At 45.2% G+C, this 25,290-nt stretch carries 21 protein-coding genes and 4 tRNA genes; 13 read left to right on the forward strand and 12 right to left on the reverse strand.

All coding sequences use genetic code 11. The features are described from left to right. The first annotated feature begins 90 nt into the window (after positions 1 to 90). Complete coding sequence (locus AACT42_RS06560) at positions 91 to 573, forward strand: GNAT family N-acetyltransferase (protein ID WP_094132000.1); 483 nt, start codon at positions 91 to 93, stop codon at positions 571 to 573. A gap of 84 nt (positions 574 to 657) precedes the next feature. On the opposite strand, the gene AACT42_RS06565 is transcribed toward AACT42_RS06560, so the two are convergent. The 8 genes from AACT42_RS06565 to uvrY form a co-directional block, all read right to left on the reverse strand. Next, entirely contained in the window at positions 658 to 1,632 is a 975-nt protein-coding gene (locus AACT42_RS06565; RefSeq protein WP_094131999.1) for a carbohydrate porin, read from the reverse strand. Positions 1,633 to 2,383: 751 nt separating this feature from the next. Continuing rightward, a tRNA-Gly gene (locus AACT42_RS06570) sits at positions 2,384 to 2,459 on the reverse strand. Positions 2,460 to 2,482: 23 nt separating this feature from the next. Further along, positions 2,483 to 2,569: transfer RNA gene (locus AACT42_RS06575), tRNA-Leu, on the reverse strand. A gap of 85 nt (positions 2,570 to 2,654) precedes the next feature. Then, positions 2,655 to 2,730, reverse strand: a tRNA-Gly gene (locus AACT42_RS06580). Positions 2,731 to 2,732: 2 nt separating this feature from the next. Next, positions 2,733 to 2,806 (reverse strand) — tRNA-Cys (locus AACT42_RS06585). Positions 2,807 to 3,074: 268 nt separating this feature from the next. After that, complete coding sequence (pgsA, locus tag AACT42_RS06590; RefSeq protein WP_013856615.1) at positions 3,075 to 3,632, reverse strand: CDP-diacylglycerol--glycerol-3-phosphate 3-phosphatidyltransferase; 558 nt, start codon at positions 3,630 to 3,632, stop codon at positions 3,075 to 3,077. Positions 3,633 to 3,678: 46 nt separating this feature from the next. Continuing rightward, positions 3,679 to 5,511: an excinuclease ABC subunit UvrC gene (gene uvrC, locus AACT42_RS06595; protein WP_094131998.1), complete on the reverse strand. Its 1,833-nt coding sequence runs from the start codon at positions 5,509 to 5,511 to the stop codon at positions 3,679 to 3,681. After that, positions 5,511 to 6,155 carry a UvrY/SirA/GacA family response regulator transcription factor gene (gene uvrY / locus AACT42_RS06600; RefSeq protein ID WP_026027477.1) on the reverse strand — a complete coding sequence of 215 codons (645 nt, stop codon included), beginning with the start codon at positions 6,153 to 6,155 and terminating at the stop codon, positions 5,511 to 5,513. Before uvrY ends, uvrC begins: the two co-directional genes overlap by 1 nt. 481 nt (positions 6,156 to 6,636) lie before the next feature. On the opposite strand from uvrY, the gene AACT42_RS06605 reads away from it, so the two are divergent. After that, positions 6,637 to 9,000, forward strand: a complete 2,364-nt coding sequence (locus tag AACT42_RS06605; protein WP_094132003.1) for a DNA polymerase II — start codon at positions 6,637 to 6,639, stop codon at positions 8,998 to 9,000. A gap of 24 nt (positions 9,001 to 9,024) precedes the next feature. Here AACT42_RS06605 and AACT42_RS06610 read toward each other — a convergent pair whose 3' ends face one another. Next, a complete protein-coding gene (locus AACT42_RS06610; protein ID WP_013856611.1) occupies positions 9,025 to 9,792 on the reverse strand; it encodes a nucleotidyltransferase in 768 nt (255 codons plus the stop codon). A 134-nt stretch (positions 9,793 to 9,926) separates the two neighbouring features. On the opposite strand from AACT42_RS06610, the gene yeiP reads away from it, so the two are divergent. Together yeiP and AACT42_RS06620 are read left to right on the forward strand one after the other, a co-directional pair. Beyond that, positions 9,927 to 10,493 (forward strand): elongation factor P-like protein YeiP, encoded by a 567-nt coding sequence (gene yeiP / locus AACT42_RS06615; protein ID WP_013856610.1) that lies wholly within the window; start codon positions 9,927 to 9,929, stop codon positions 10,491 to 10,493. A gap of 2 nt (positions 10,494 to 10,495) precedes the next feature. Next, entirely contained in the window at positions 10,496 to 10,816 is a 321-nt protein-coding gene (locus AACT42_RS06620) for an HI1450 family dsDNA-mimic protein (protein ID WP_094131997.1), read from the forward strand. A gap of 98 nt (positions 10,817 to 10,914) precedes the next feature. Here the strand turns inward: AACT42_RS06620 and yqfB are convergent, their stop codons facing one another. Continuing rightward, positions 10,915 to 11,259, reverse strand: a complete 345-nt coding sequence (gene yqfB / locus AACT42_RS06625) for a N(4)-acetylcytidine aminohydrolase (protein WP_010319023.1) — start codon at positions 11,257 to 11,259, stop codon at positions 10,915 to 10,917. Positions 11,260 to 11,488: 229 nt separating this feature from the next. On the opposite strand from yqfB, the gene hutC reads away from it, so the two are divergent. The 6 genes from hutC (at position 11,489) to AACT42_RS06655 (ending at position 18,704) form a co-directional block, all read left to right on the forward strand. Then, positions 11,489 to 12,202: a histidine utilization repressor gene (hutC, locus tag AACT42_RS06630; protein WP_038148510.1), complete on the forward strand. Its 714-nt coding sequence runs from the start codon at positions 11,489 to 11,491 to the stop codon at positions 12,200 to 12,202. A 127-nt stretch (positions 12,203 to 12,329) separates the two neighbouring features. Next, positions 12,330 to 13,544 carry an imidazolonepropionase gene (hutI, locus tag AACT42_RS06635; protein WP_094131996.1) on the forward strand — a complete coding sequence of 405 codons (1,215 nt, stop codon included), beginning with the start codon at positions 12,330 to 12,332 and terminating at the stop codon, positions 13,542 to 13,544. Continuing rightward, positions 13,537 to 14,550, forward strand: coding sequence for a formimidoylglutamase (gene hutG / locus AACT42_RS06640; RefSeq protein ID WP_094131995.1), 1,014 nt, complete (start codon positions 13,537 to 13,539; stop codon positions 14,548 to 14,550). Before hutI ends, hutG begins: the two co-directional genes overlap by 8 nt. Before the next feature lie 77 nt (positions 14,551 to 14,627). Next, entirely contained in the window at positions 14,628 to 16,325 is a 1,698-nt protein-coding gene (gene hutU / locus AACT42_RS06645; protein ID WP_094131994.1) for a urocanate hydratase, read from the forward strand. A gap of 11 nt (positions 16,326 to 16,336) precedes the next feature. Beyond that, positions 16,337 to 17,869: a histidine ammonia-lyase gene (gene hutH / locus AACT42_RS06650; RefSeq protein WP_017048047.1), complete on the forward strand. Its 1,533-nt coding sequence runs from the start codon at positions 16,337 to 16,339 to the stop codon at positions 17,867 to 17,869. 109 nt (positions 17,870 to 17,978) lie between these two features. Beyond that, on the forward strand, positions 17,979 to 18,704 hold the full coding sequence (locus AACT42_RS06655) for a DUF3581 domain-containing protein (RefSeq protein ID WP_026027168.1): 726 nt from the start codon (positions 17,979 to 17,981) through the stop codon (positions 18,702 to 18,704). 141 nt (positions 18,705 to 18,845) lie between these two features. Here AACT42_RS06655 and AACT42_RS06660 read toward each other — a convergent pair whose 3' ends face one another. Together AACT42_RS06660 and ydiJ are read right to left on the reverse strand one after the other, a co-directional pair. Beyond that, positions 18,846 to 19,337, reverse strand: a complete 492-nt coding sequence (locus AACT42_RS06660) for a methyltransferase family protein (protein ID WP_081989680.1) — start codon at positions 19,335 to 19,337, stop codon at positions 18,846 to 18,848. Between the two features lie 50 nt (positions 19,338 to 19,387). Further along, entirely contained in the window at positions 19,388 to 22,423 is a 3,036-nt protein-coding gene (ydiJ, locus tag AACT42_RS06665) for a D-2-hydroxyglutarate dehydrogenase YdiJ (RefSeq protein WP_161441858.1), read from the reverse strand. Between the two features lie 275 nt (positions 22,424 to 22,698). On the opposite strand from ydiJ, the gene AACT42_RS06670 reads away from it, so the two are divergent. From AACT42_RS06670 to AACT42_RS06680, 3 genes are all read left to right on the forward strand, one after another. Further along, the gene (locus AACT42_RS06670) at positions 22,699 to 23,388 is read left to right on the forward strand and encodes a DUF3334 family protein (RefSeq protein WP_026028133.1); all 690 of its coding nucleotides are present in this window, start codon (positions 22,699 to 22,701) and stop codon (positions 23,386 to 23,388) included. 127 nt (positions 23,389 to 23,515) lie between these two features. Further along, positions 23,516 to 24,199 carry a DUF2786 domain-containing protein gene (locus tag AACT42_RS06675; RefSeq protein ID WP_017042255.1) on the forward strand — a complete coding sequence of 228 codons (684 nt, stop codon included), beginning with the start codon at positions 23,516 to 23,518 and terminating at the stop codon, positions 24,197 to 24,199. A gap of 105 nt (positions 24,200 to 24,304) precedes the next feature. Then, a complete protein-coding gene (locus AACT42_RS06680) occupies positions 24,305 to 25,282 on the forward strand; it encodes a J domain-containing protein (protein ID WP_094133897.1) in 978 nt (325 codons plus the stop codon). The last annotated feature ends 8 nt before the right edge of the window (positions 25,283 to 25,290 follow it).

The raw sequence follows: 25,290 nt of genomic DNA on the forward strand, positions 1-25,290 counted from the left end.
AAAAAAACGGCATTATTTTTGCCGCTCTCTTGATATTACCTCCCTCTCCCCAAACAATAATAAAAACATGACTATTTTTGAGAAGAAACGATGAATATCACGATAACACCAATCGAACCACAAGATGATCCGGACATTTGTAAAATTATCCAATCTGTAGGCGCTGAATTTGGGGCCATCGGTGAGGGTTTTGGCCCATCTGATGCTGAAGTAGAAAACATGAGTCAACATTATACGCAAGAGAGAAGCAGCCTTTATCTGGTAGCCAAACGTGACGGCATCATTGTCGGTGGAGCAGGTATTGCAGCCTTTCATCATAGCCAACGGATCTGTGAGCTAAAAAAACTCTTCTTATTACCAGAAAGTCGCGGTTTCGGGCTAGGAAAAATGCTCAGTGAAGCATGCCTATCGTTTGCTCAAAATGCAGGTTATCAATCTTGCTATTTGGATACGTTATCTAGTATGACATCCGCCATTCAGTTATATGAAAAACTCGGATTTATACATTTGGATCGACCAATGGACGGCACTGAGCACAACGGCTGCGATGTGTGGATGCTTAAACAGCTGTAAATCATCGCATCTGCTTATACAAAAAATGCCTACCGAACGGTAGGCATCAAAAGCAGTTGAGATTTAATGCTTAAGTTTTAAAACTTAGAAGAAGTATTTTAGACGGATACGCATACCTAGATCTTTATTTTCTGTGTCGTCTACTTTCGAGTAGTAAGTACCTAGATAAACAGAGAAATCTTCCACATCCATCACATTAGCAAATTGGTAAGAAGCATAAGTGGTATTTACCTTCTCGCTAGTACCTTTATCAACATCACCATAGACATGACCTAGACCAAAGCCTTTAAACAGTAAGTTAGCACCGATGGTCGTATCTTCTTGTTTAGTTTTGTCGAAATCACGGAACGCATAGTTCACGTTGATAGAAAGATCGTTAGCAGAATAGTTAACTGTCGCGCCATAACCAAGGAAATCATTCGCAGCATCTTTATCATCTGCAGTCAGATTGGCTTCTAAACCAGCAGCAACACGAACTGAGTCAACGATTTGGTACGCAACAACTGGGCGTACGAACACAGCATTTTTATCCGCTGTAGTCGCATTCTTCTCAAATTTGGTAGAGAGTTCAAAGTAAAGATTATCCGCTGTCTTACTAAAACCGACTTGGCCGTTATCGCCACGACCACGAGCCGCATTCGCTCGATACGGTTCTGCTGTTGCGTATTCAAGCATAGTATCTTGACCAACAGGGAATAGATCAAATGCTTCATAACGACCTACTCTCAATTCCCAGTTATTTGCTTGACCAAATGCAATCCACGCATCATCAAGCTCAACATCACCCGTTGTTTTAAGTAAAGGTTGTGCTTGTGCTTTGATATAACGGTCACCACTCACACTGCGCTCACCAGCGATTTGAACCAAAAGGCGGCCATCTTGATTTAGATGTTGCTTGTCAGTGGCATTTTTATCACGAAGGTTGATATCGAACTCAACATCACCGCCGATTGAGAAAACACCTTGTTCACCTTCAACACTGATACCTGCGTTTGCTTGTAGTGCGGCTGAAATTAGAATTGCGGCAAGAGAAAGTTTACCAGAGGTAGCAAAATTCATTTTTTATACTCCATCGACCTTATGGTCATCATTATCATTATGTTGGTGCTTGGCACCTTGAATCTCATCCTGAGATATATTCAATAAAATTAATGAGTTAGGTTCAAATTCACCGGGGGAAGTAGCACGCTACTTTGGTAATCATGAACAGCTCAATCTCTTTATTGCTCAGCAACCACTGCTTATGTATTCCCTTAACGTTGCTGACGGGGATGGAGTTTACATTCACCGAATCAATGTAAAAATAGATCAATGTCACATTGGGAATCGTTCCCATGAATGGGTTGTTGATAAGTTTATATAAATCACGCTTTTGCAAATAATTCACACCATAAATTAAATGTTGGCACGAAAATTATGTGAAGTAGGCCGAAATTTCACTTCACAAAATAATAACAACTCAAGATAAAGGTTGCTTTATCAAATTATTAACATTCTATAATTGGGGGTGGAGAGTAAAAACGATGCGAGATTTGACCATAAATTGAAGCACTGCTGTTTGATGGTGATGGCTTTGCTTAAAATATTTCAATTTCACGTCCGAAACCGTCAACGAATATAGTGAACGTAGGGGGGGTTACCCAATTTCTGCTAGGGCTTTAATTTGGAGCGACACGCGAGGTTCGCTTTCTTTTGAACTAAAAGCGTGACCTCAACCTTGGCAAGGTTGCTCTAAAACGATATCGTTGGTTGTAAACTGGCTGTGAGACAGAGATGAAAAAGCCCCAGCATTTCTGCTAGGGCTTTAATTTGGAGCGACACACGAGGTTCGAACTCGTGACCTCAACCTTGGCAAGGTTGCGCTCTACCAACTGAGCTAGTGTCGCATACTGCATAAGCAGTAAAAAGATGGTGCCCCGGGCCGGACTTGAACCGGCACGACTCGAAAGTCGAGGGATTTTAAATCCCTTGTGTCTACCAATTTCACCACCAGGGCACGCAATTCTGCATTGCGATGCTGTTTACAAAATTTAGTAACACCATCTTTAGATACTGAACGTTAAGTTCAACACCTCAAAATTTGGAGCGACACACGAGGTTCGAACTCGTGACCTCAACCTTGGCAAGGTTGCGCTCTACCAACTGAGCTAGTGTCGCAATGGAGGCGCGTCCCGGAGTCGAACCGAGGTCCACGGATTTGCAATCCGCTGCATAGCCCCTCTGCCAACGCGCCCCTGTAACATCAAGGGGTTGGGTTGTTTCTTCCGTTCCTCTCAAGTACGGGATGCATTCTACGCATTCGATTCGATGAGTCAATATTATTTTTTTAGTTTTTAAACCGTTTGGCTATTTTGCATTCAAAAAGGACAGATTTGGTTAATTTGATAGCAAAATTCACCACCTTTTACACGAGATAACTGTGCTTTAACTGAAGCAATAATGCATGTTGTGAAAGGGATTGTAGAAATTGGAGGAACAAAAAACGGGCCTAAGCCCGTTTCTTAATGATGTTCTGCATTGAGGAGGTCGTCTTTAGCTGCCGCCAAGTATTGAACCATTGACCAATAGGTCAAAATGGTTGCGATGTATAACGCTGCATAGCCGACCCACACCATCCAATCATCATGACGCCAAATCAGTACCCACAATGCAAACATTTGGGTGAGCGTCTTAACCTTCCCAACCCATGAAACGGCCACACTGGCTCTTTTACCAATTTCCGCCATCCATTCTCGCAACGCAGAAATGATGATTTCACGTGCAATCATTGTCACGGCTGGAATCGTTATCCAGAGACTGTGGTAATGGTCGGTGATCAAGATAAGAGCCGTCGCAACGAGCACTTTATCCGCTACTGGGTCGATAAAAGCACCAAAGCGAGAGGTTTGCCCAAGTTTTCGCGCAAGCATGCCATCTAACCAATCGGTAAAACCCGCTACCCAAAACACCATTGCCGCAGCAAAAGGGCCCCAGCCGTAAGGCAGATAGAAAACAACGACAAATACTGGGATAAGGAAAAGTCGTAATAAAGACAAAATATTAGGAATATTCAAACGCATATTTATAGGCTCTTATCGATTGCGCGGTTATGTTGCGTTATTTTTCTTATTGTTTCAATGCTTGATAAATGTTTTCAGCTAAAGAATGGCTAATACCGGGCACTTTGGCGATTTCTTCAACAGTGGCTCTTTTTAGCTCTTGCAGCCCTCCCATATATTTCAGCAGTGCTTGCCGGCGTTTAGGCCCAACCCCTTCTATGCCTTCCAATGTACTGGTACGCCGTGTTTTACCTCGTTTGGCTCTATGCCCAGCAATGGCGTGATTATGACTTTCATCGCGAATATGCTGAATCAAATGCAAAGCTGGCGCATCACTTGGCAGGTTAAATTCATCTCCATCGGTTGTAATCAACGTTTCTAGCCCCGGTTTGCGGGTAACGCCTTTGGCGATACCAATCATCACCGGTCTTTTCGGCCAATCTTGCCAATGGCTAGAGATGATCTGCAAAGCTCGATTCAATTGCCCTTTACCACCATCAATGAAAATAACATCGGGGATTTTTTCCACGTCAAGCTGCTTGGAATACCGCTTATCTAACACTTGTCCCATTGCAGCGTAATCATCCCCACCAGTAATTCCCGTGATGTTATAACGGCGGTATTCTGGTTTAACAGGCCCTTCTTGGTTAAATACCACGCATGAGGCGATCGTGCTCTCTCCCATGGTGTGCGAAATATCAAAACACTCCATACGCTCTATGCTATCCAACCCTAAAACAGCTTGAAGTGCTTTAAAGCGCTGGTTGATCGTCATTCTATGGTTAATTTTAGCCGTTATTGCGCTCAATGCATTGGTATTAGCCAATTTTAAATATTGAGCACGCACACCTGTTGGGCTGATGTGGAAAGAAACTTTACGCCCGACCAGGCTCTGTAAGGCTTCTTGCAGCGGCTTTTCATCCTCTAGCAGACCCGCATTTAAGATCACTCGACTTGGGATCGTACGCGCTTCATTGTGACTTAAATAATACTGTCCTAAAAAGCCATCAAACACCTCTTCTTGAGTCGTGTTAGCCGGAATTTTAGGAAAATGGCTACGACTACCCAATATTTTACCTTGGCGGATCATCAAAATATGGATGCAAGCGATGCCATTTTCTTGGGCAAATCCCAATACATCCATGTCATCCATCGTCTCTTCAGAAACAAACTGTTGTTCTTGGACTCTTCGAATGGCTTGGATCTGGTCTCTAAATTTAGCGGCATTTTCAAACTGCAGTGCTTGGCTGGCTTGTTCCATTTTTTGCACTAATGTTTCAAGTACTTGGTTATCTTTGCCTTGCAAAAACAATCGAACATAATTAACCAATTCAGCATACTCTTCATCTGCAATGATATGACTCACACAAGGTGCAGCGCAGCGGCCAATTTGATACATCAGGCAAGGACGAGTCCGGTTGCTATAGACGGTATCTTCACATTGTCTTACCGGAAATATTTTTTGGATGAGGTGTAACGACTCTCGAACCGCACCAGAATCAGGGTATGGACCAAAATACTCACCTTTGCGCTTTTTCGCGCCACGGTGCAACGACAAACGAGGGTGCTTATGCCCACTAATAAAAATATACGGGTAAGATTTATCGTCTCGCAGCAGCACATTGTATTTAGGCAAATATTGCTTGATGTAATTGTGTTCAAGGATCAACGCTTCCGTTTCTGTGTGAGTAACGGTGACATCAATTTTATCGATATGGCTGACTAACGCGCGCGTTTTCTCACTGTCGATTGTTTTTCGAAAGTAACTAGAAAGGCGTTTTTTGAGGTCTTTGGCTTTGCCAACATAGATGATATCAGCCTCGGCGTTATACATTCGATAAACGCCGGGCTGATGGGTAACGGTTTTAAGAAAAGCGACCGAGTCGAACAAAGAAGTCACTAAAGCGTCTCGGTGTCTAACATTCCGTGTCGAATAGCTAAATGGGTCAGTTCAACATCACCGCTGATCGCTAACTTACTAAACAGTCGATAGCGATAGCTATTTACTGTTTTGGGGCTAAGACTAAGTTGCTCGGAAATATCCGTCACTTTTTGCCCTTTGGTAATCATCATCATAATCTGCAGCTCTCTTTCCGAGAGATCAGCAAATGGATTGTCAGAAGCTGGCGAGAATTGGCTTAATGCCATTTGCTGTGCGATTTCAGGCGAGATATAACGCTGCCCGCTATTCACAATGCGAATCGCGTTGACCATTTCATCTGGACCTGCACCTTTGGTTAAATAACCCGCGGCTCCAGCTTGCATCACTTTGGTCGGAAATGGATTTTCCGTATGAACCGTTAACACGATGATTTTCACATCTGGATTAAAGCGCAGAATTTTTTTTGTCGCTTCCAAACCGCCGATACCAGGCATGTTCATATCCATTAAAACAACGTCGACATGATTAGTGCGACACCATTTTACTGCTTCTTCACCGCTGTCAGCTTCCCCTACTACGTTCATTCCACGGACGTCTTCAATAATACGTCGTATCCCTGTGCGAACCAGCTCGTGATCATCTACAAGGAAAACACTTATCAAACTTGTATCTCCACACTCATCTATTGGCTCTGCACCCACTGAATCGTGGATAGCAGCATCGCGGCCCACATTAATTAGCTCACAATTAGAAATTAACTCACAATCGGGTAATTAACTTAACATTGGTTTTTACTCACACTGAATATGTGCTCAAACCCCAAATTTGGCAAGTACTTATTTGTTCGGCTAATCATCCAATGAGAATCCATTAACAAATCAAAAGCTTAATTATATTAGCAGAGATGCCGCACGACTTTTACATGATTTTTTGCCAAATTTGAACCTAAACATAAAAATGCAACCAGCCTCATAAAAATACAAAACCAAAACAAATCATAAAGTTAAAATGCATACACCATGCCAATTAACGGTTATTTGATCTCCATCGCCCGCTTACTCACCTCACTGAAATTCGTTATTTACCTCGTAGCTCTGATATGATGCCCTCCCCCAAGGTTACGACTATTTGGATTTATTACGCTTGGTTATTCAACACGGTTTTTTACTTACTCGCCATGCAAGAGACCTTCATGGCTCGACTCATATTGAGTTGTGGTTGAGTACGCCTCAAGGTCCAACCCAACTGGTTATCCGTGGTGAAAAACCCGTTTTCTTCATACCACAGAAAGATGTACCACAAGCGCAAAAATTAGCGTTAGAGCGGCAGCTCTCTATCGAATTAAAAACATTGGATTTGGAAGATTTTGAACATAACCTCCTAGCGGGTTGTTATTGTCAAACGATTCAAACGCATGCTGAGTTTTCGGCACTACTAAAGCAACATCATATTCTGACGTTAGAAGATGATATTAAGCTTGCCGACCGCTTTCTTATGGAGCGTTTTCTTAAAGGCAGCATTGAATTCACTGGACGGCTTACCCAGACGTTTTCCCACTCAAAAATAGAACAGGCGAAATGTCGACCGGGCAACTATCTTCCTCATCTGAAAGTGGTTTCGCTGGATTTAGAGTGTTCTGAAAAAGGCATTCTCTACTCGATTGGTTTTGATAGCCCAATGGACAGCCGCGTCATCATGATTGGTGAGCCCGAACCTTGCGATACCCCAATTCAATGGGTGAAAGATGAATACGCATTGCTCAACGCTCTCATCGATTGGTTCACTGAGTTCGACCCTGATGTAGTAATTGGCTGGAGCGTGATTGATTTTGATTTTCGCTTACTCCATAAAAGAGCCGAGTGGCATAAGTTAAGACTTGCGATTGGTCGCGGCAAACAGCACAGTTTTTTTCGTAGTTCAAACCAGAGTCAGCAAGGGTTTATTACCATTCCCGGGCGAGTAGTGTTGGATGGAATTGATACATTAAAAACAGCCACTTACCAATTTCGTTCTTGGTCATTGGAATCAGTATCAAGGGAGCTATTAGGCGAAGGAAAAGCGATTCACAACGCCCATGATCGGATGGATGAAATCAACCGTATGTTTAAAAAAGACAAACCTTCACTGGCGAAATACAACCTGCAAGATTGTGTGTTAGTGAATAAAATCTTTGAACATACCCATTTGCTGGATTTCGCCATTGAACGTTCCCGTCTCACGGGTGTAGAGCTAGATCGCGTCGGCGGTTCTGTCGCCGCCTTTACCAATCTCTATTTACCTCAATTGCATCGCGCGGGTTACATCGCGCCTAACTTACACTCCGAAAATTGGGTCGCAAGCCCCGGAGGCTATGTGATGGACTCCATCCCTAACCTCTACGACTCTGTATTACTTCTTGATTTTAAAAGCTTATATCCCTCGATCATTCGTTCATTTTTAATTGACCCACTTGGCTTGATTGAAGGGCTAAAAATTCCACTTGGTAAAGAGGATAACCAAGCAGTAACGGGATTTCGTGGCGGTCAATTTCACCGCACCAAACATTTTCTTCCAGAAATGATCGAGAAATTATGGGCTGCGCGTGATGTGGCGAAAAAGAACAATAACAAAGCCTTTTCACAAGCGATAAAAATCATCATGAACTCTTTCTACGGGGTGCTTGGATCGTCAGGTTGTCGTTTTTTTGATACTCGCTTGGCGTCCAGTATTACCATGCGCGGACACGAGATCATGAAGCAAACTAAAAAGTTAATTGAGGCGCAAGGCTATCAGGTGATTTATGGTGATACCGACTCAACCTTTGTCTCTTTAGGTGGTCAATATTCACAGCAGCAAGCGGATCGCGTAGGAAAACAACTGGTTGAACACATCAATCAATGGTGGACGACCCACTTGCGTGAAGAGTACCGATTGGAATCGATGCTGGAATTGGAATACGAGACCCACTACCGAAAGTTTCTGATGCCAACCATCCGAGGTTCAGAAACGGGGTCAAAAAAACGCTATGCGGGATTGATCGGTGAAGGCGAAAACGAGCGACTAATTTTTAAAGGGCTTGAGAGTGCAAGAACGGACTGGACTCCGCTCGCACAACGCTTTCAGCACCAACTTTATTCGATGATTTTTAATGGTGAAGACCCTGCGGCGTTTATTCGTGAAATCGTTGAGCAAACTCAAACCGGTCAACTCGACCATGAGCTCGTGTACCAAAAACGGTTGCGTCGCAAGCTACATGAATACCAAAAAAACGTACCACCACAAGTAAGAGCCGCACGACTTGCTGATACGATAAACCAGCAGTTAGGCCGACCATTGCAATACCAAAATCGAGGTCGTATCGAATACCTCATCACACTGAATGGCCCTGAGCCTAAAGAGTATTTAAAAAGTCCTATCGATTATCAGCACTATATCGATAAACAATTGCAGCCAGTCGCAGAAGCCATTTTGCCTTTTGTTGGCTTGAATTTCGAACAGCTCAGCCAGCCACAACTTGGGCTATTTTAAGAAGCACGACGACCTAGCCAGCGGTTAACCAATCCGAAACTCTGTTTTTTGATACTGCTTTGCAAGCCATTGCCCATAACTGTCTAGAATTCCAATCACTGAGCGTTTGGCGATCACTCGTCCAGAGAGCAAAATACCCAATCTCTCAATGTCGATTTTTTTCTCCGGGTGATAACGTAAAAACTGCTGCCCGCATTCGATAGGATCATCAAACCAATTTTTGTCACGATACATAATCAAAGAATAACTGGCGCGCAGTAATTTCTTGGCAATGGCTACTTGCGCCTTGCTCTGTTCGCTTTCAGAACTGGTTTTTGCAATTTTATCACGGTAAAAAAAGACCCAATCTGCGATGTCCATATTCCAGTGTTTGGCTATTTCCCAACTGGGTTCGAAATCGCCAAAGCATTCCGCCAGATCATCACCCAAGATGCAAACGCAGCAATGGCGCAACATAAATCCCCACGTAAAAATGCTCTCTAAAGTGGCTACCTCGCTCACGAGTGCAGTTTTGATCGAGACTTCGGTGATATGTGGGAAACTTTTCTGAAATCGCCATTTTATCGTATTCAGCAGAGTTGCTCGTTGCTCGGAGAAATCACGGTGCGTCACCAACACTACATCCAAATTGGAGCGCCCATAACGCGCAGTTCTGCGCGCCACACTGCCATAAAGGTAAAGACTATGTAGATTGTCACCTAACCCGGCACGCAGAAACTTGATGAGATCATCGATAGCCGCTTGATATTCAGCCTGAAAGGGTTGTTTTGGGTCAATAACCGATAAATACATAGCAAAAAGCGTTAGTTAATTTAAGAAAAAGTACACGCGGTCATGTTCTACTATGCAAAGCAATCAATCAAGATATTCCTTTTCGAAAACGGCAAGGTATAATGCGCCGAAACTAAGTATGAAGGAAAAATTCCATGCCAAAGGCGAATGAATTAAAAAAAGGGTTTGCTATTATTTCTGGTGGCAAGACGCTATTGATCAAAGATATCGAAGTGACCACTCCTGGTGGCCGCGGTGGTTCTAAAATCTACAAACTACGTTGTACTGATTTGAACACTGGCGCTCGCGTTGATGAGCGTTTAAAAGCCGATGACTTTGTCGACACCGTTGACATGAACCGCCGTGCGGTTTCGTTTTCTTATGTTGATGGCGATGAGTACATCTTCATGGATAACGAAGACTACACTCAATTTACGTTTAAACAGGCGGATATCGAAGATGAGCTACTGTTCATCACTGAAGAAATCCAAGGTATGTATGTGGTTGTCGTTGACGGTGTTGCGGTAGCACTGGATGTCCCTTCATCTGTTGAGCTTGTGATTGAAGAGACTGATCCTTCCATCAAAGGTGCTTCAGCTTCTGCGCGTTCAAAACCAGCACGTTTAAGCACTGGTCTTGTTGTGCAGGTTCCTGAATATGTCGCAACTGGCGACCGTATTATTATCAACACCGCTGAACGCAAATACATGAGCCGAGCATAATAATGTCTGATTTGATTTCTTACGACGATGCCATTGATGCGGCTTACGACATCTTTCTTGAAATGGCACCCGATAATCTAGAACCTGTTGATGTCATCCTGTTTACGGCACAATTTGAAGACCGTGGCGCGGCTGAACTGGTTGAGGTAGGTGATGATTGGGTTCAACACGTGGGTTTTGACGTCGATAAGGAAGCTTACGCGGAAGTATTGATCGGTCTTGTCAATGAAGAGGACGACGTACTAGACGATGTGTTTGCAAGAATGCTCGTCAGCCGCGACCCAGACCAAAAGTTCTGCCACATTCTGTGGAAGCGTGACTAACCTCATTACTGTTGCTGCGTTTTATAATGAAATCGTCGTGACACTGTCTTGAGGCAAACAGCAATAACGCCAATCGTGATTGATTGGCGTTATTATTTTTAAGCGTGATCTTTTTCCAGAGCTTTTTCTTCAACCAGTTGATAGTGAATGACATACAACTGTTCAATATTGGGATAAATGTCTTGAATCACCTCTTTCAGTGTCGTGAGTGACATATTTTCTTGCTCTGCATGGTAGTGGCTTAATTCGCTAAATAGGATCGGTTCAACCTTATTGATTAACAAGCGGCAGAACTTTCGTCCCTCTTCCAACGTACTCACCTCGACAATAGAGCCAACTTGGTAGTGCTTTTCGCTCTCATCACGAATGGTGATCACTTTCTTTTTCGCCAAAATATCCGCTTCAAAACGAGCGAAAAAAGTCATTTCTGTTGGAGCTGTCATCGCATTTTCTCTTTATTATTTAAACCACAAGTTACCATTTACAACACAGGTTACTATTTACAACACAAGTTACGGCGCCATCTTACCGTGACACTGACCCTTTGTCGTCGATAGCTGCTTCACCAATTCACAGTTTTGGCCGATGATGATCGCAAAGCCTTATCTAAATATTGCATTTCCCAGCGACTTCGTTAATTATTTGTATATTCAAATAAAACTCATCATGCCCATGTCAAGCTCACCACTTTATAGACAAATAAAACAATTTATTTTAGATAACATTGAATCCGGACACTGGCCTGTCGGCCAACGCATAAGCACCGAGCTAGAACTGACTGAGCAATTTAATGTGAGTCGGATGACGGTGAATAAAGCGATACGGGATCTGGTAGCTGATGGAAAACTGCAACGCCGACCAAGGCTAGGTACTTTTGTTTGCGCTGTAGAAGACAAAGCGGAATCACCGCTACTTGATATTCGTAATATTGCTGATGAGGTCGCTAGCCGAGGGAAGCAATATCGCAGTAAAGTCTTAAAGCAACTTGCGTTAACAGCAGATGAAAGTGTCGCTATCAAACTCGGCGTCATGCTAGGATCTTCTGTTTTTTATAGTGAAATCATTCACTTTGCTAATGATACTCCGATACAACTGGAAGTGCGTTGGGTCAATAGCCGCTACGCGCCCCACTATCTTGAACAAAACTTCTCGTTCATGACGCCCAATCAATATCTTTCACAAAACTGCCCATTGAGTGCAATTGAGCACACTGTTGAAGCCATTATTGCCGAGCATCACATCAAACAATTGTTGCAACTGGCCGTCAATGAACCCTGTTTACTACTTAATCGCCGTACCTGGAGTGGCGATAAGTTAGTCAGCTCTGCACTGCTTTATCACCCGGGTTCGAAATACAAATTAACCTCTAAAGTGATGCTCGACTAACGCTACACATTTCAACATTCGATCACACTTTTGCAACATTCATCTTGCACCGCCTGCGCTTTTACCTTATTTATTTGTATATACATTTAAATCAGCAGCGCACTAAGCGATAACGGTGACAATAAAGATGGATCTAATACTGACCAACGCGTGTATCGTCAGCATGGAACAAGGAGAGCTTGGCTATCAGCCTAGCTCTCCTAAAACTGTGGTGATAAAAGCGGGCAAAATTGACGCCTACTTTGATAGCCACATTCCCATCGCCGCCGCGCCAGAACACAAAGTCATAGATTGCCAAGGCAAGCTTATCACTCCGGGGTTAATAGATTGCCATACTCACCTTATCTATGCTGGTAACCGCGCCAATGAGTTTGAAATGCGCTTGCAAGGTGTTCCCTACCCAGAGATCGCCAAGCAAGGCGGCGGTATTTTATCAACCGTCCACGCCACCCGCACCGCATCCATTGACCAATTGGTTGAGTTGGCACTACCAAGGTTAGAGGGGTTGCTGCGTTCCGGTGTCACATCCGTTGAGATCAAATCGGGCTACGGTTTAACGCTCCATGATGAGATAAAAATGCTCAAAGCGGCTAAGCACCTTGAGGATCATCGCCGCATTAAAGTCGTCACAACACTGCTCGCCGCTCACGCCATTCCACCAGAATATCAACACCGAACAGACGATTATGTTGAGCATATTTGTCAGGAAATCATCCCTCTGGTGGCCGAACAAAAACTCGCTTCGAGCGTCGATGTGTTTTGTGAATCGATTGGTTTTACGCTGGCACAAACAGAAAAAGTGTTCCAAGCCGCAATTGCGCATGGGCTGCAAGTGAAAGGTCATACCGAGCAATTATCAAACCTAGGGGGAAGCGCTTTAACCGCCCATTACCAAGGTTTGTCTGCCGATCATATCGAATATTTAGATGAGCAAGGTGTGTTTGCACTCGCCCGTTCCAATACCGTGGCAACCTTGCTGCCCGGTGCTTTTTATTTCTTACGTGAAACCCAACGCCCACCGATTGATTTACTGCGTCAGCATAATATTCCAATGGCCATCGCAAGTGATTTCAACCCCGGTACATCGCCGTTTGCTGACCTCATTCTTATTATGAATATGGCGTGCACACTGTTTGGCTTAACCCCCCAAGAAGCCTTACGAGGTGTGACTCAACATGCTGCGCAAGCGTTAGGTTTTGCTGATTCTCGCGGCAAAATTGCCACTGGCTATGATGCCGACCTCGCCATTTGGAATATTAGCCACCCAGCCGATTTAAGTTACCAAGTAGGCGTACCGCGTTTGCATGCACGGGTAGTTGACGGAGCATTGACCTATGAATAACCCTACCTTTAGCAACACTCAGCACAGCTTCGAGTGGCAAGGCCGTCACGATGCCGAAGATGGCGAGTTAGGTACACGCGTTCATCATCAAACTCAACGTTGCACCGTCAATACGCTACCAATTCAACAAAACCAAGATGAGAAAGCCATTGCCATTATCGGTTTTGAATGCGATGCAGGGGTGGCCCGCAACAAAGGGCGCATTGGCGCAAAACAGGCCCCCGATGCCATTCGCCAAGCGCTGGCCAACATGGCTTGGCATAAGCACTCTCGCTTTTTTGATCTGGGCAATATTCGTTGTATTGATGATGAGCTTGAGCAGGCTCAGCAACAGTGCGCTGATGTGATTGCCCATACGCTTAAACAAACGCCCGTTATCGTACTGGGTGGCGGTCATGAAGTCGCTTGGGCCACGTTTCAAGGCGCAGCGCAATATCTGAGTCAACAAGCCATCAGCCAACCACGGATTGGGATCATCAATTTTGACGCACATTTCGATTTACGTGCTTTTGAGTCAGAGATCGCTTCGGTGCGACCTAGCTCCGGCACCCCTTTTAATCAAATCCATCAATGGTGCGAGCAAAACCAATGGCCATTTCATTACGCTTGCTTAGGTGTGAGCCGAGCAAGTAATACGGCGGCACTGTTTCAACGAGCTGATGAACTGGGCGTTTGGTATATGCAAGATAATCAGTTTTCAGCACTAAGCCCGATTGATCATCTGCGTGAACTGCAACACTTCATTGACCAGTGTGACTATCTCTATTTGACGATTGACTTAGATGTCTTTCCAGCTGCAACGGCGCCGGGAGTCAGCGCCCCAGCAGCACGTGGCGTAAGTTATGAAGCGCTTGCCCCTTATTTTGACAAAATTTTCTACCACAAAAATAAGCTGTTAATTGCCGACATTGCCGAATACAACCCGCAATTTGACCAAGACAATCAAACTGCTCGCCTCGCGGCAAGGTTGTGTTGGGATATCGCCAATGCCATGACCGACGATTAATCGCTACACCTCACTTAACCCGATACTGGCACCATAACAACAATAGCGCCACATTGTGAAACACAAGGAGTCTCAACATGACGCAACCCCATACTCAAGAGCAACGTCTTGATACTACGCGCACCATTCGCGCCCCTCACGGTACAACACTTCGAGCCAAATCGTGGTTAACCGAAGCGCCACTGCGCATGCTCATGAACAACCTTGACCCAGACGTTGCAGAGCACCCACATGCACTTGTGGTGTATGGTGGCATTGGCCGCGCGGCCCGAAATTGGCCGTGCTTTGATAAAATTGTTGAAGTGCTTGAACGCCTTGAAGAGGATCAAACGCTCTTGGTTCAATCAGGCAAACCTGTCGGTGTTTTCCCGACGCACAAAAATGCACCACGTGTGCTAATTGCCAACTCAAACCTTGTACCACATTGGGCCAACTGGGAGCACTTTAATGAGCTCGATAAGCAAGGTTTGATGATGTACGGTCAAATGACGGCTGGCTCATGGATCTACATCGGCTCACAAGGCATTGTACAAGGTACTTACGAAACCTTCGTCGCCATCGCTAAACAGCATTTTGCTGGTAGCGCAAAAGGCCGCTGGGTGTTAACTGGCGGCTTAGGTGGCATGGGCGGCGCTCAGCCATTAGCGGCAACCATGGCTGGGTTTTCCATGATTGCGGTCGAGTGTGATGAATCGCGCATCGACTACCGCTTACGCACTGGTTATGTCGATAAAAAAGCCACCAGTTTAGATGAAGCCTTGGCGATGATCGATAGCTCGGATACACCGATTTCTATCGGTTTGTTAGGTAATGCCGCCGATATTTTTCCACAGCTAGTTGAGCGTAATATCACCCCCGATGTGGTGACAGACCAAACCTCGGCCCATGACCCACTCAATGGTTATTTACCCTTAAATTGGAGCATGGAACACGCCGCTCAAATACGCACTCAAGATGAAAGCCAGGTGGTCAAGGCGGCCAAAGCATCGATGGCGGTCCAAGTTCAAGCGATGTTAACGCTGCAAAAACGCGGCGCTGCCACACTCGACTACGGCAACAATATCCGCCAAATGGCTCTCGAAGAAGGAGTGGCGAACGCTTTTGACTTCCCAGGATTCGTGCCAGCCTACATTCGCCCACTGTTTTGTGAGGGGATTGGACCTTTTCGCTGGGTCGCCCTGTCTGGCGATCCCGAAGACATTTATAAAACCGACCAAAAAGTGAAAGAGTTAATCCCTGATAACCCCCATCTACATAACTGGCTAGACATGGCGCGCGAACGCATTCAATTCCAAGGCCTACCAGCTCGCATCTGTTGGGTGGGTTTGAAAGATCGCGAACGTTTAGGCCAAGCCTTTAACGCGATGGTGAAAAGTGGCGAGTTAAAAGCGCCAGTCGTGATTGGTCGCGACCATTTAGATTCCGGCTCGGTAGCAAGCCCAAACCGTGAAACTGAAGGTATGCTAGATGGCTCAGACGCTGTTTCCGATTGGCCGCTGCTCAACGCACTGCTCAATACAGCCGGTGGCGCAACTTGGGTGTCACTTCATCACGGCGGTGGCGTAGGTATGGGCTTTTCTCAGCACTCTGGCATGGTGATCTGCTGTGATGGTTCAGATGACGCAGCCCAACGCATTGCACGTGTTTTGCATAACGACCCAGCTACAGGTGTCATGCGCCATGCTGATGCAGGCTATGACATTGCGAAACGCTGCGCTAAAGAACAAAAGCTCGACCTGCCAATGCTCAACCATGAACTCGCGCAACTGAAGTAAGGACAAAAAACATGTTAAATCTTGTTATTAAACCGGGCCAATTGAGCTTAAAAGCACTGCGTCAAGTAAGCCGAAAGCCGGTCACCGTATCACTCGACTCCAGCGCGATAGCGGGTATTGAAGCAAGCACACAAGTCGTTGAGCAAGTGATTGCCGAAAATCGTACTGTTTATGGTATCAACACGGGGTTTGGCCTACTTGCCAATACTAAAATTGCCCCTGAAGATTTAGAAACCTTGCAGCGCAGCATCGTGCTTTCACACGCTGCAGGCATTGGTAAATTCATGGCGGATGAAACCGTTCGCTTGATGATGGTACTCAAAATTAATAGCCTTTCCCGTGGGTATTCTGGTATTCGACTTGAGGTGATCAACGCCTTGATGGCGTTAGTTAATCACCAAGTCTACCCCTGTGTTCCGCAAAAAGGATCGGTTGGTGCATCGGGCGATTTGGCACCTTTAGCACACATGAGTACGGTACTGCTCGGCGAAGGACAAGCTCGCCACAACGGCGAAATCATCTCTGGGCTGGACGCGTTGAAAATCGCAGGGCTAACTCCTATTACTTTAGCGCCAAAAGAGGGGCTCGCGCTGCTCAATGGCACACAAGCTTCTACCGCATTTGCACTAGAGGGGTTATTTGCCGCAGAAGACTTATTTGCCTCCGCCATTGTGTGTGGTTCGATGTCGGTCGAAGCGGCGCTGGGCAGTCGCCGCCCGTTTGATCCGCGCATTCATCGCGTTCGCGGCCATCGCGCGCAAATGGATGCCGCCAGCGCTTATCGCCATGTACTTGACAGCCGCAGCGAAATTGGTGAATCCCACACCGCATGTGAAAAAGTGCAAGATCCGTATTCACTGCGTTGCCAACCACAAGTGATGGGCGCGTGCTTACAGCAAATTCGCAATTCGGCTGAAACGCTAGAAGTGGAAGCCAATGCCGTTTCCGACAACCCTCTGGTGTTTGCAGACGATGGCGACATCATCTCTGGCGGTAATTTCCATGCAGAGCCCGTCGCGATGGCTGCGGATAATTTGGCGCTAGCAATTGCCGAAATCGGCAGTTTGTCAGAACGACGCATGGCACTTTTGATTGACAGCGCGCTCAGCAAGCTTCCGCCATTTTTAGTGGACAACGGTGGCGTTAACTCTGGCTTTATGATTGCGCAAGTGACGGCGGCAGCGCTAGCCAGTGAAAATAAAACGCTCGCCCATCCAGCTTCGGTAGACAGCTTACCCACTTCGGCCAACCAAGAAGATCACGTGTCGATGGCAACGTTTGCTGGTCGTCGTCTGCGTGATATGAGCGAAAACACGCGTGGTATTTTAGCGGTCGAGTATCTTTCTGCCGCGCAGGGACTCGATTTCAGAGCGCCCAATAAATCCTCCGCATTAGTCGAAGAAGCGAAACAAATCCTGCGTAAAAAAGTTTCGTTTTACGATAAGGATCGCTACTTCTCGCCAGACATTGAACAAGCCAATACCTTGTTAGAACTGGCGGTACATAACTCGCTCATGCCGGAAAATCTTCTCCCTAGCTTATAATGTTACGCTATTGAGCCTCGCTCTCTGTGAGGCTCTTTTTACTGATTGGACCATTCATCGAGTGGAGTTGACTTATAATCGCGTCAGTTTTGGCTATACAGCGTGCATTATGTCTCTTACATCTTATTTCTCTCATCAAGATCAAAAATTCCAGTTCACTCGCCAACAAGCGAGTCACTTTGCTAAAAAAGTGGCGGGAGATTTCAACCCAATCCACGACGAAGACAGCAAGCGTTTCTGTGTTCCGGGCGATTTGCTCTTTGCAGTATTGCTACAAAAAGAAGGCATTAGCCAAAAGATGCGTTTTGATTTTTCAGGCATGGTCAGCGATGGTATTGCACTGCACATTGAAAATAAGTGCATGAAAGAGAGCGCTCTTGTCGATACTGCGGGCAAAGAGTATCTACACATGAGCCGTGAAGGCCAAGTAAGCCACAACACCGCATTTATCGAACACGTTGTGACGAACTATGTGCAGTTTTCTGGTATGAACTTCCCGCACATCATGGTGCCATTGATGGAAGAAGCGCAAATGATGATTAACTGCCAGCGCCCATTAGTCATCTATGAAAGCATGGAAGTGGAATTTGAACGTTTAGACCTCACTTCACCTGAAGTTGAGTTTTCTGGTGCGACGTTTGATGTTGACGGTAAACGTGGCATTGTCACGCTTAACTTTGCCTTTAAAGAAAACGGTCAAATCGTAGGGAAAGGGGTAAAGCGCATGGTAGCTAGTGGCCTGAAACCTTATGACCAAGAAGCAGTCGATGACTTAGTTAATCGCTTCAATGAACGTAAAGAGATGTTTTTAGCTCAATTTTCAAAAGCAGCCTAACCGTATTCTTTTTACTATGATTTGAGCTCTTTTGCTCATTATCTAGAACCATATTTGTTGTCTAGAACCATGTTCGTTGTATAGATTATCGCCCCGCTATTCTTGCGGGGCTTTTGATTTCGGATGCCTTACGACATTCAACTATATCCAGCGCCTGACACGCTGCTTGTAATCGACATACTCTTCGCCAAAACGCGCTTCCAGCACTCGCTCTTCTGGATAAATCTGAAAACGATTCATAAACCACACAAATAAAAATGCGACCACGAGGCTCAACCCATTGTGTTGCCAATAAGCCACGCCAAACAACAGGAAAAAGAGCCCCAGATACATCGGATTACGCGAATAGCGGTAGATACCGCTATCCACAATACACGATGTCGTTTCTGGTTTGGTTGGATTGACCGTAGTTTTCTTGCGACGAAATTCGTAAATCCCCAGTAAACCAACGATGCCAGATAAAACAAAGCAAATCGCAAAGACCACTCGAGGCAGAGGTAAAGCGAGGCTTACAAACTCAAAACTGTATGAGATACGATGCATCAACAGTAGCGCCACAATAAATATCGCCACTGGGGGTATTTTCAGTTCAAATTTTTCCATGCTGCTCCACCTGACTGTGCTTCGCTCCAAACCAATATCGACAGTATAGTAAAAAGCCCAGTAAGGTCTGGGCTTAGGGTTTACAACAATGCCAGTAAAGCTTGTAACGGATGCTTTGGTTTTACCTGTTCAAATCGTTTCACTTGACTACGGCAGGAATACCCTGTGATCAAGCAACGCTCTTTGGGCAGTTTTTCTAAACTTGGCTTCCAGCTTAAACCATAAATATCTTTCGACATCTCCAGCTTATCCTTTTCGTGGCCAAAGGTTCCAGCCATGCCACAACAACCAACTGGCACCGTTTTTAACTGAGAACCAAAATGGCTAAATATCGCACCCCACTCTTTTTCTGCATTCGGTAGTTTGGTCTTTTCCGTGCAATGAGCAAACAGATACCAAGGCGCGTCACTGTGGTTTTGGTGATGGTTAAACTCCGACAAACGTGGCAACAGCCACTCATGAACGGTCAACACATCAAACTCACCACGCTTATCGCCAAGAATTTCGTTGTACTCATCACGGTAGCAAAGCACTAACGCTGGATCGACACCGACCATTGGAATATTGAGATCAGCCACTTGTGACAAAAACGCAGCGGTGTTTTTCGCGGTAGCTGTGAATTGCTTTAAAAATCCTTTGATATGCTGCGCTTTACCATTGGGTTTGAATGGCAACAGTATCGGATTTTTGCCTAATTTGATCAGCAATTGTACGAAATCTTCAACCACCTCAGCATCATAATAACTGGTGAATGGGTCTTGAACGATAATCACATGTTCAGCGCGATCTTGCTGTGACAGCCCAGCGAGGCGCTGCATATCGAATTTCACCACTTGGCCTGCGACACGCTTTGCCAACGTCGGTACCGAAAGCAGGGGCGCATCAACGTAACCAACGGTTGAAGCGGTGAGGCTTTGTACCCATTTTTGAGCCAATACCCCGTTCACCACTTGCGGAGCCTTTGCCATGACCGGCAAAAGCGTTTCAATATTCGCGACGAGATAATCCTTAGCCGGACGCTGATAACGTGAGTAGTAGATATTTAAAAAACGAGAGCGAAAACTCGGCACATCCACTTTGATTGGACATTGGCTGGCACACGCTTTACACGCCAAGCAGCCGTTCATCGCTTCATACACTTCATGTGAAAAATCGTACTCACGCGATTTATTGAAAGAGTTACGCACGCGATCAATCATGGTTTTGATGGTTGGGTTTGACTCCAACACTTGCTTCTCTAGGTCGAGAATATCCACACCCTGCTCGGTAAGTTGGCGTAACCATTCACGCACCAAACCGGCACGGCCTTTCGGTGAGTGACGACGATCCGCCGTGACTTTCATCGACGGGCACATCGGCGAACTGGTGTCATAGTTAAAGCATAAACCGTTACCATTACACTCCATCGCCTGTTTGAAACTGTCACGGACCTTCACATCGATTTGACGATCAAAATAGCCGCGTTTGGTGTCCGTGACTTTGACCAATTCAAAATTGGTCTCAAGTGGCGTACATATTTTGCCGGGGTTCATTTTATTGTGCGGGTCAAAGGCGGCTTTAACGCGTCGTAATTCAGTAAATAGCTCCTCACCAAAAAACGCGGGGCCATATTCGGAGCGATAACCTTTGCCATGTTCGCCCCACATTAAACCGCCATATTTTGCCACCAGCTTGACTACCTCATCAGACACTTCATGCATCAGAAGCTCTTGCTGTGGGTCACACAAATCCAAAGCAGGACGCACATGCAGCACGCCGGCATCCACGTGGCCAAACATGCCATAACTGAGATTTTTACTATCCAGCAAGGTACGGAATTCGCTAATAAAATCAGCCAAGTGTTGAGGAGGAACACAAGTATCTTCAGCAAAAGCAACGGGTTTAGCCTTGCCTTTGGCCGCCCCTAATAACCCCACCGCTTTTTTGCGCATGTTGTAAATCAGGTTAATGCTCGCCAAATCACTACACACTTGATAGCCAATGATGCCCGCTTGTTCTTGCTCAAGCATCTGATCAAGACGCTGCGTCAATGAAGCGACCTGCGCGGCGACCTCTTGCTCGCTTTGGCCTGCGTATTCGACCATGTTGATGCCTTGCATCTCTTTGCCCGGAACATCCGCTAATAACTCGCTGACGCTATGCCAAACAATATCTTGCTTAGCTAAATTTAATACTTTGGAATCGACGGTTTCAACCGATAACGCATTGGCCGCTACCATTAAAGGAGCATTACGCAATGCCGAATCAAAGCTGTTGTACTTCACATTGACTAAGGTGCGAGCTTGGGGGATAGGCGTCAGATTCAAGGTTGCTTCTGTGATGAAGACCAAAGAGCCTTCTGCACCACAAAGTACCCGAGTGAGATTAAAGTGATCACGTTCTTCATCAAGCGCATTTTTAAGATCGTAGCCCGTCAGAAAGCGGTTAAGAGGTGGAAATTTCGCCACAATTTGTTCGCGCTTGTCACGGCATACCGCTTCGGTCACTTGCAAAGCGTTTGCAGCAAAAGTACCACTTTCAGGCAAGCCTAATGAGAGATCCGATTCAAGTACCGAGCCATCGGCAAAAACGGCTTGCAGAGACAAGACATGATCCGACGTTTTGCCATATTTTAAAGAGCCCTGCCCTGACGCATCGGTATTGATCATGCCACCAAGTGTGGCTCGGTTACTGGTCGAAAGATCCGGTGAGAAAAAATAACCTAATGGTCTGACCGCATCATTTAATTGGTCTTTCACCACGCCAGCTTGTACTCTTACCCAACCTTCATCAGCATTAATTTCAAGCACTTGGTTCATGTGACGAGATAAATCAACCACAATGCCTTTGGTTAACGACTGGCCATTGGTACCAGTGCCACCACCGCGCGGTGAAAAAGTGACTCTCTCAAACTCTGGTTTTGAGCTAATCTTACCAATAAGTGCTACGTCATGAGTTGATTTGGGATGCACAACGGCTTGAGGCAATTGCTGATAGACACTGTTATCAGTCGCAACAGCAAGTCGGCTAGAGTATTGTGATTCGATATCGCCGCTAAACCCCTCGTTTTCGAGTTGTTGTAAAAAGCTCAAAACGACGGGATCGACGTCCGTTTGGTGATGAAGTCTTGGTAACATTTGCTTCCTGCCCCTACTGCGCTGATCCAATCAGCTGTGGGTTAATGGTTATTTTGATATTAATCTTTGAATTTCGTCACTTTACAACATTTAAAAAGGTGATCAAATCAGAATCTCAATGCAAGAATGAATCTCTCTAAAAAGTCATCAGTACGACATTTTTCCTGTACACAACATTTTAGCTATATATAGTTAATTAACGCTTTATGCTTTATATATTGATATAGAGAGTTAAATACCGCTTTTAAACTGCAATGCACATTACGGATATCAGAATGAAAAAAAACAAGATTGTTACCACTGAAGATATTTTGCTTAAGCTTTGTCAATCAGTGTCAGGAGTGCTCAGTTCTGCAACGGCGACCAACATTGCTTACTCAGCGATGGTACAAAAAATCAACAAAACGTCACTAAAGCCAGATTTCGGCTGTTTCGTTTTGTTTGATGGTGGCTTCTCTGGGCTCGTTGTTATCAACTTTACGGCCAAGGCTGCGCTGGAAATTTACACCAGTTATATGCGCAACATGGGAATGCCAGAAGAAGAGCTGGCCGTGCTGCACACTTCTGACGAGGTGGGCGATGTACTGGGCGAATTGATGAATCAACTCGTAGGCGACTTCACAAATAAAATCCGCAAAGAACTGCAAACCAACATTACCCAAAACCAACCGAAGATGCTGTCACTCAACAAACAGGTAATTTTGTCGGTGGATACTAATTTAGATCGTCCACAAGCACGCCGAGTTACCTTCTCGACAGAAAGTAATAATATTTTCTATCTTGAACTGGCAATGGATAAAACCGAATTCATCCAACTTGAAGAGTTTGAAGTTCAAGAAGATGAAAGCCCTGATTCAATTTTAGAAGCGACTCAGCAAAAACTGTCTGCCAAAGCAAAAAACGACAAGCAAAACAACAGTGATGATGATTTGACTACAGACCTATTGGATGAACTTGGTATTTAAACCACCAACCTCCTCTCGACTCGCTGCCTGATTTTGGGCAGCGATTCTCCACTTCGCTTTCACTTCCCGCATAAAACCGCTAAAATGTCGGACTTTTCTGAAGTTGTAGAATTGTATTTGCGAATTAATGGATAAACAGAAAGCTCTAAAGAAGATCGCTAAATGTCTTGAACTTGGTAATTCCGCGAATGTGAATGAAGCGGCCAATGCCATCAAGATGGCGCATAGCCTGATGCTGAAGTATGGGCTTGATAAAGATGACATCGAATTTATCAAGATGGGCAAAACCCAATCAACCCATTTACTACCCGCATCCATCACCTCATCACTACTACGAGTGATCCGCGGTATCAATACTAAGTTTGGTGTAGAAGCAGTGCTACTCAATCATAAAGGACTCAAACGTGTTGAGTTTATTGGTGAGGCCGATCGCGCTATTTTTGCCGCATTCGCTTTTGATATCATTTACCGAGAAATGAACGAGCACACAGGCCAATTTCGAAATAGTTTCGCGGGCAGTGGCACTTCCAGCATGGAAGTCACACGGCGCGTCAATTCATTCGTTTCGGGTTGGATTGAAGGGGCATTAGAAAAGCTTCCAGTGATCACCGCCGATGATGAATCCAATAACAAAATCAATAATTACATTGATAAAGAGTTTCAAAATATTGACCGTGAAACCTTCAAGCAGCAGCTGCGTGATGCTATGAAAAATATTACCGCGGATTACGAAACTGGGTTAAAAAAAGGCCGTAAAGTATCTGTAAACCGACCGATTGATGGCGCACCTGCTCCAAAACGTCTTAGATAACCATTAATGCGCTATTCTGCTCTGTGCATTCGATAGAAATGCGCTACTATTTGAACAGAAATTAGCCCCACAAAACATGGTGAAAATTTGAGAGTTGTCCTTAGTTTGTGCCTGTTTTTCTCCTCATTAGTACTGGCTTCTCCTGTTGCTGAGCTAACTGCCCAAGCTCAGCAACAAAACTCAAATGCACAATATCAATTGGCGCTGGCTTATCAGCAAGGGGACAAAGTTGCTGTTAACCTAAACAATGCGTTTTATTGGTTTCAGCAAGCGGCGCAGAATGGACACCCCTTAGCCAAATCTAGGCTAGCCAACCTCTATTTAAAGGGACAAGGAACCCCAAAAGACATCCCTCAAGCTCTATTTTGGCTGACAGACTTAGCCACTAGCGGCGATGTGAATGCTCAATTACAACTCGCTAGAACGTACGAAACACTCCCTTCGCCACCCTCAGCGTTAGAATTGTCAGAAATGTGGTATCGCATTGCGGCAAGTAAGAGTAGCCAAGCCGAAGAGGGTTATGCCCGTGTATTGCAAGAAAAATTCAATCAACAACGTGCGAAACAAGTCTCCTCCATCAGCCAATTAGACAGCGCTTTTGACAGCAGCGATGAAGCTGACATGGTGGTCAGCACTGCACCCGTTGAGCACGACTCGACAAGCTCTATCATGACGGATTACTTATCTCTGTTGTTGCTGATGGTACTCCTTTTGATGCTTATCTATCTTTTCCGCTTCTGGAGCCGAAAACGTAAGACCCAGCAACACGATAAAAATAGTCAACACCAGCAAGAAATCGAATCGCAGGCTTTTATGATCAAACAGCAAAAAAGGCAGCTTGAAAGCTTATTCAAAGAGATCAAAAGGCTACAAAACAATCATGTGGCTCAATCTCAGGATCAAAAATTACTATTAGCCTGTGCATTATTTGGCTTTAAACCCAGTGAACTTCCCGATGAAAAAAGCATCAAGCTTCGCTACAAGCAACTGTGCAAAATATACCACCCAGATCTTCAAGGCTCACAAGAAGAAATGAAACGACTCAATGGTGCGTTAAAAATCATCCTGCCTCACGTTAAGTAAATGTTACT

The organism is Vibrio sp. V15_P4S5T153 (genome assembly GCF_963874485.1).
GTDB classification, from domain to species: domain Bacteria; phylum Pseudomonadota; class Gammaproteobacteria; order Enterobacterales; family Vibrionaceae; genus Vibrio; species Vibrio anguillarum.

What these genes read in the sequence shown, in the direction of transcription:
- AACT42_RS06560 (WP_094132000.1), top strand. Translation starts at nt 91, where the DNA reads ATGAATATCACGATAACACCAATCGAACCACAAGATGATCCGGACATT.
- AACT42_RS06565 (WP_094131999.1), bottom strand. Translation starts at nt 1,632, where the DNA reads ATGAATTTTGCTACCTCTGGTAAACTTTCTCTTGCCGCAATTCTAATT.
- pgsA (WP_013856615.1), bottom strand. Translation starts at nt 3,632, where the DNA reads ATGCGTTTGAATATTCCTAATATTTTGTCTTTATTACGACTTTTCCTT.
- AACT42_RS06610 (WP_013856611.1), bottom strand. Translation starts at nt 9,792, where the DNA reads ATGTATTTATCGGTTATTGACCCAAAACAACCCTTTCAGGCTGAATAT.
- yeiP (WP_013856610.1), top strand. Translation starts at nt 9,927, where the DNA reads ATGCCAAAGGCGAATGAATTAAAAAAAGGGTTTGCTATTATTTCTGGT.
- AACT42_RS06620 (WP_094131997.1), top strand. Translation starts at nt 10,496, where the DNA reads ATGTCTGATTTGATTTCTTACGACGATGCCATTGATGCGGCTTACGAC.
- yqfB (WP_010319023.1), bottom strand. Translation starts at nt 11,259, where the DNA reads ATGACAGCTCCAACAGAAATGACTTTTTTCGCTCGTTTTGAAGCGGAT.
- hutC (WP_038148510.1), top strand. Translation starts at nt 11,489, where the DNA reads ATGTCAAGCTCACCACTTTATAGACAAATAAAACAATTTATTTTAGAT.
- hutI (WP_094131996.1), top strand. Translation starts at nt 12,330, where the DNA reads ATGGATCTAATACTGACCAACGCGTGTATCGTCAGCATGGAACAAGGA.
- hutG (WP_094131995.1), top strand. Translation starts at nt 13,537, where the DNA reads ATGAATAACCCTACCTTTAGCAACACTCAGCACAGCTTCGAGTGGCAA.
- hutU (WP_094131994.1), top strand. Translation starts at nt 14,628, where the DNA reads ATGACGCAACCCCATACTCAAGAGCAACGTCTTGATACTACGCGCACC.
- hutH (WP_017048047.1), top strand. Translation starts at nt 16,337, where the DNA reads ATGTTAAATCTTGTTATTAAACCGGGCCAATTGAGCTTAAAAGCACTG.
- AACT42_RS06655 (WP_026027168.1), top strand. Translation starts at nt 17,979, where the DNA reads ATGTCTCTTACATCTTATTTCTCTCATCAAGATCAAAAATTCCAGTTC.
- ydiJ (WP_161441858.1), bottom strand. Translation starts at nt 22,423, where the DNA reads ATGTTACCAAGACTTCATCACCAAACGGACGTCGATCCCGTCGTTTTG.
- AACT42_RS06670 (WP_026028133.1), top strand. Translation starts at nt 22,699, where the DNA reads ATGAAAAAAAACAAGATTGTTACCACTGAAGATATTTTGCTTAAGCTT.
- AACT42_RS06675 (WP_017042255.1), top strand. Translation starts at nt 23,516, where the DNA reads ATGGATAAACAGAAAGCTCTAAAGAAGATCGCTAAATGTCTTGAACTT.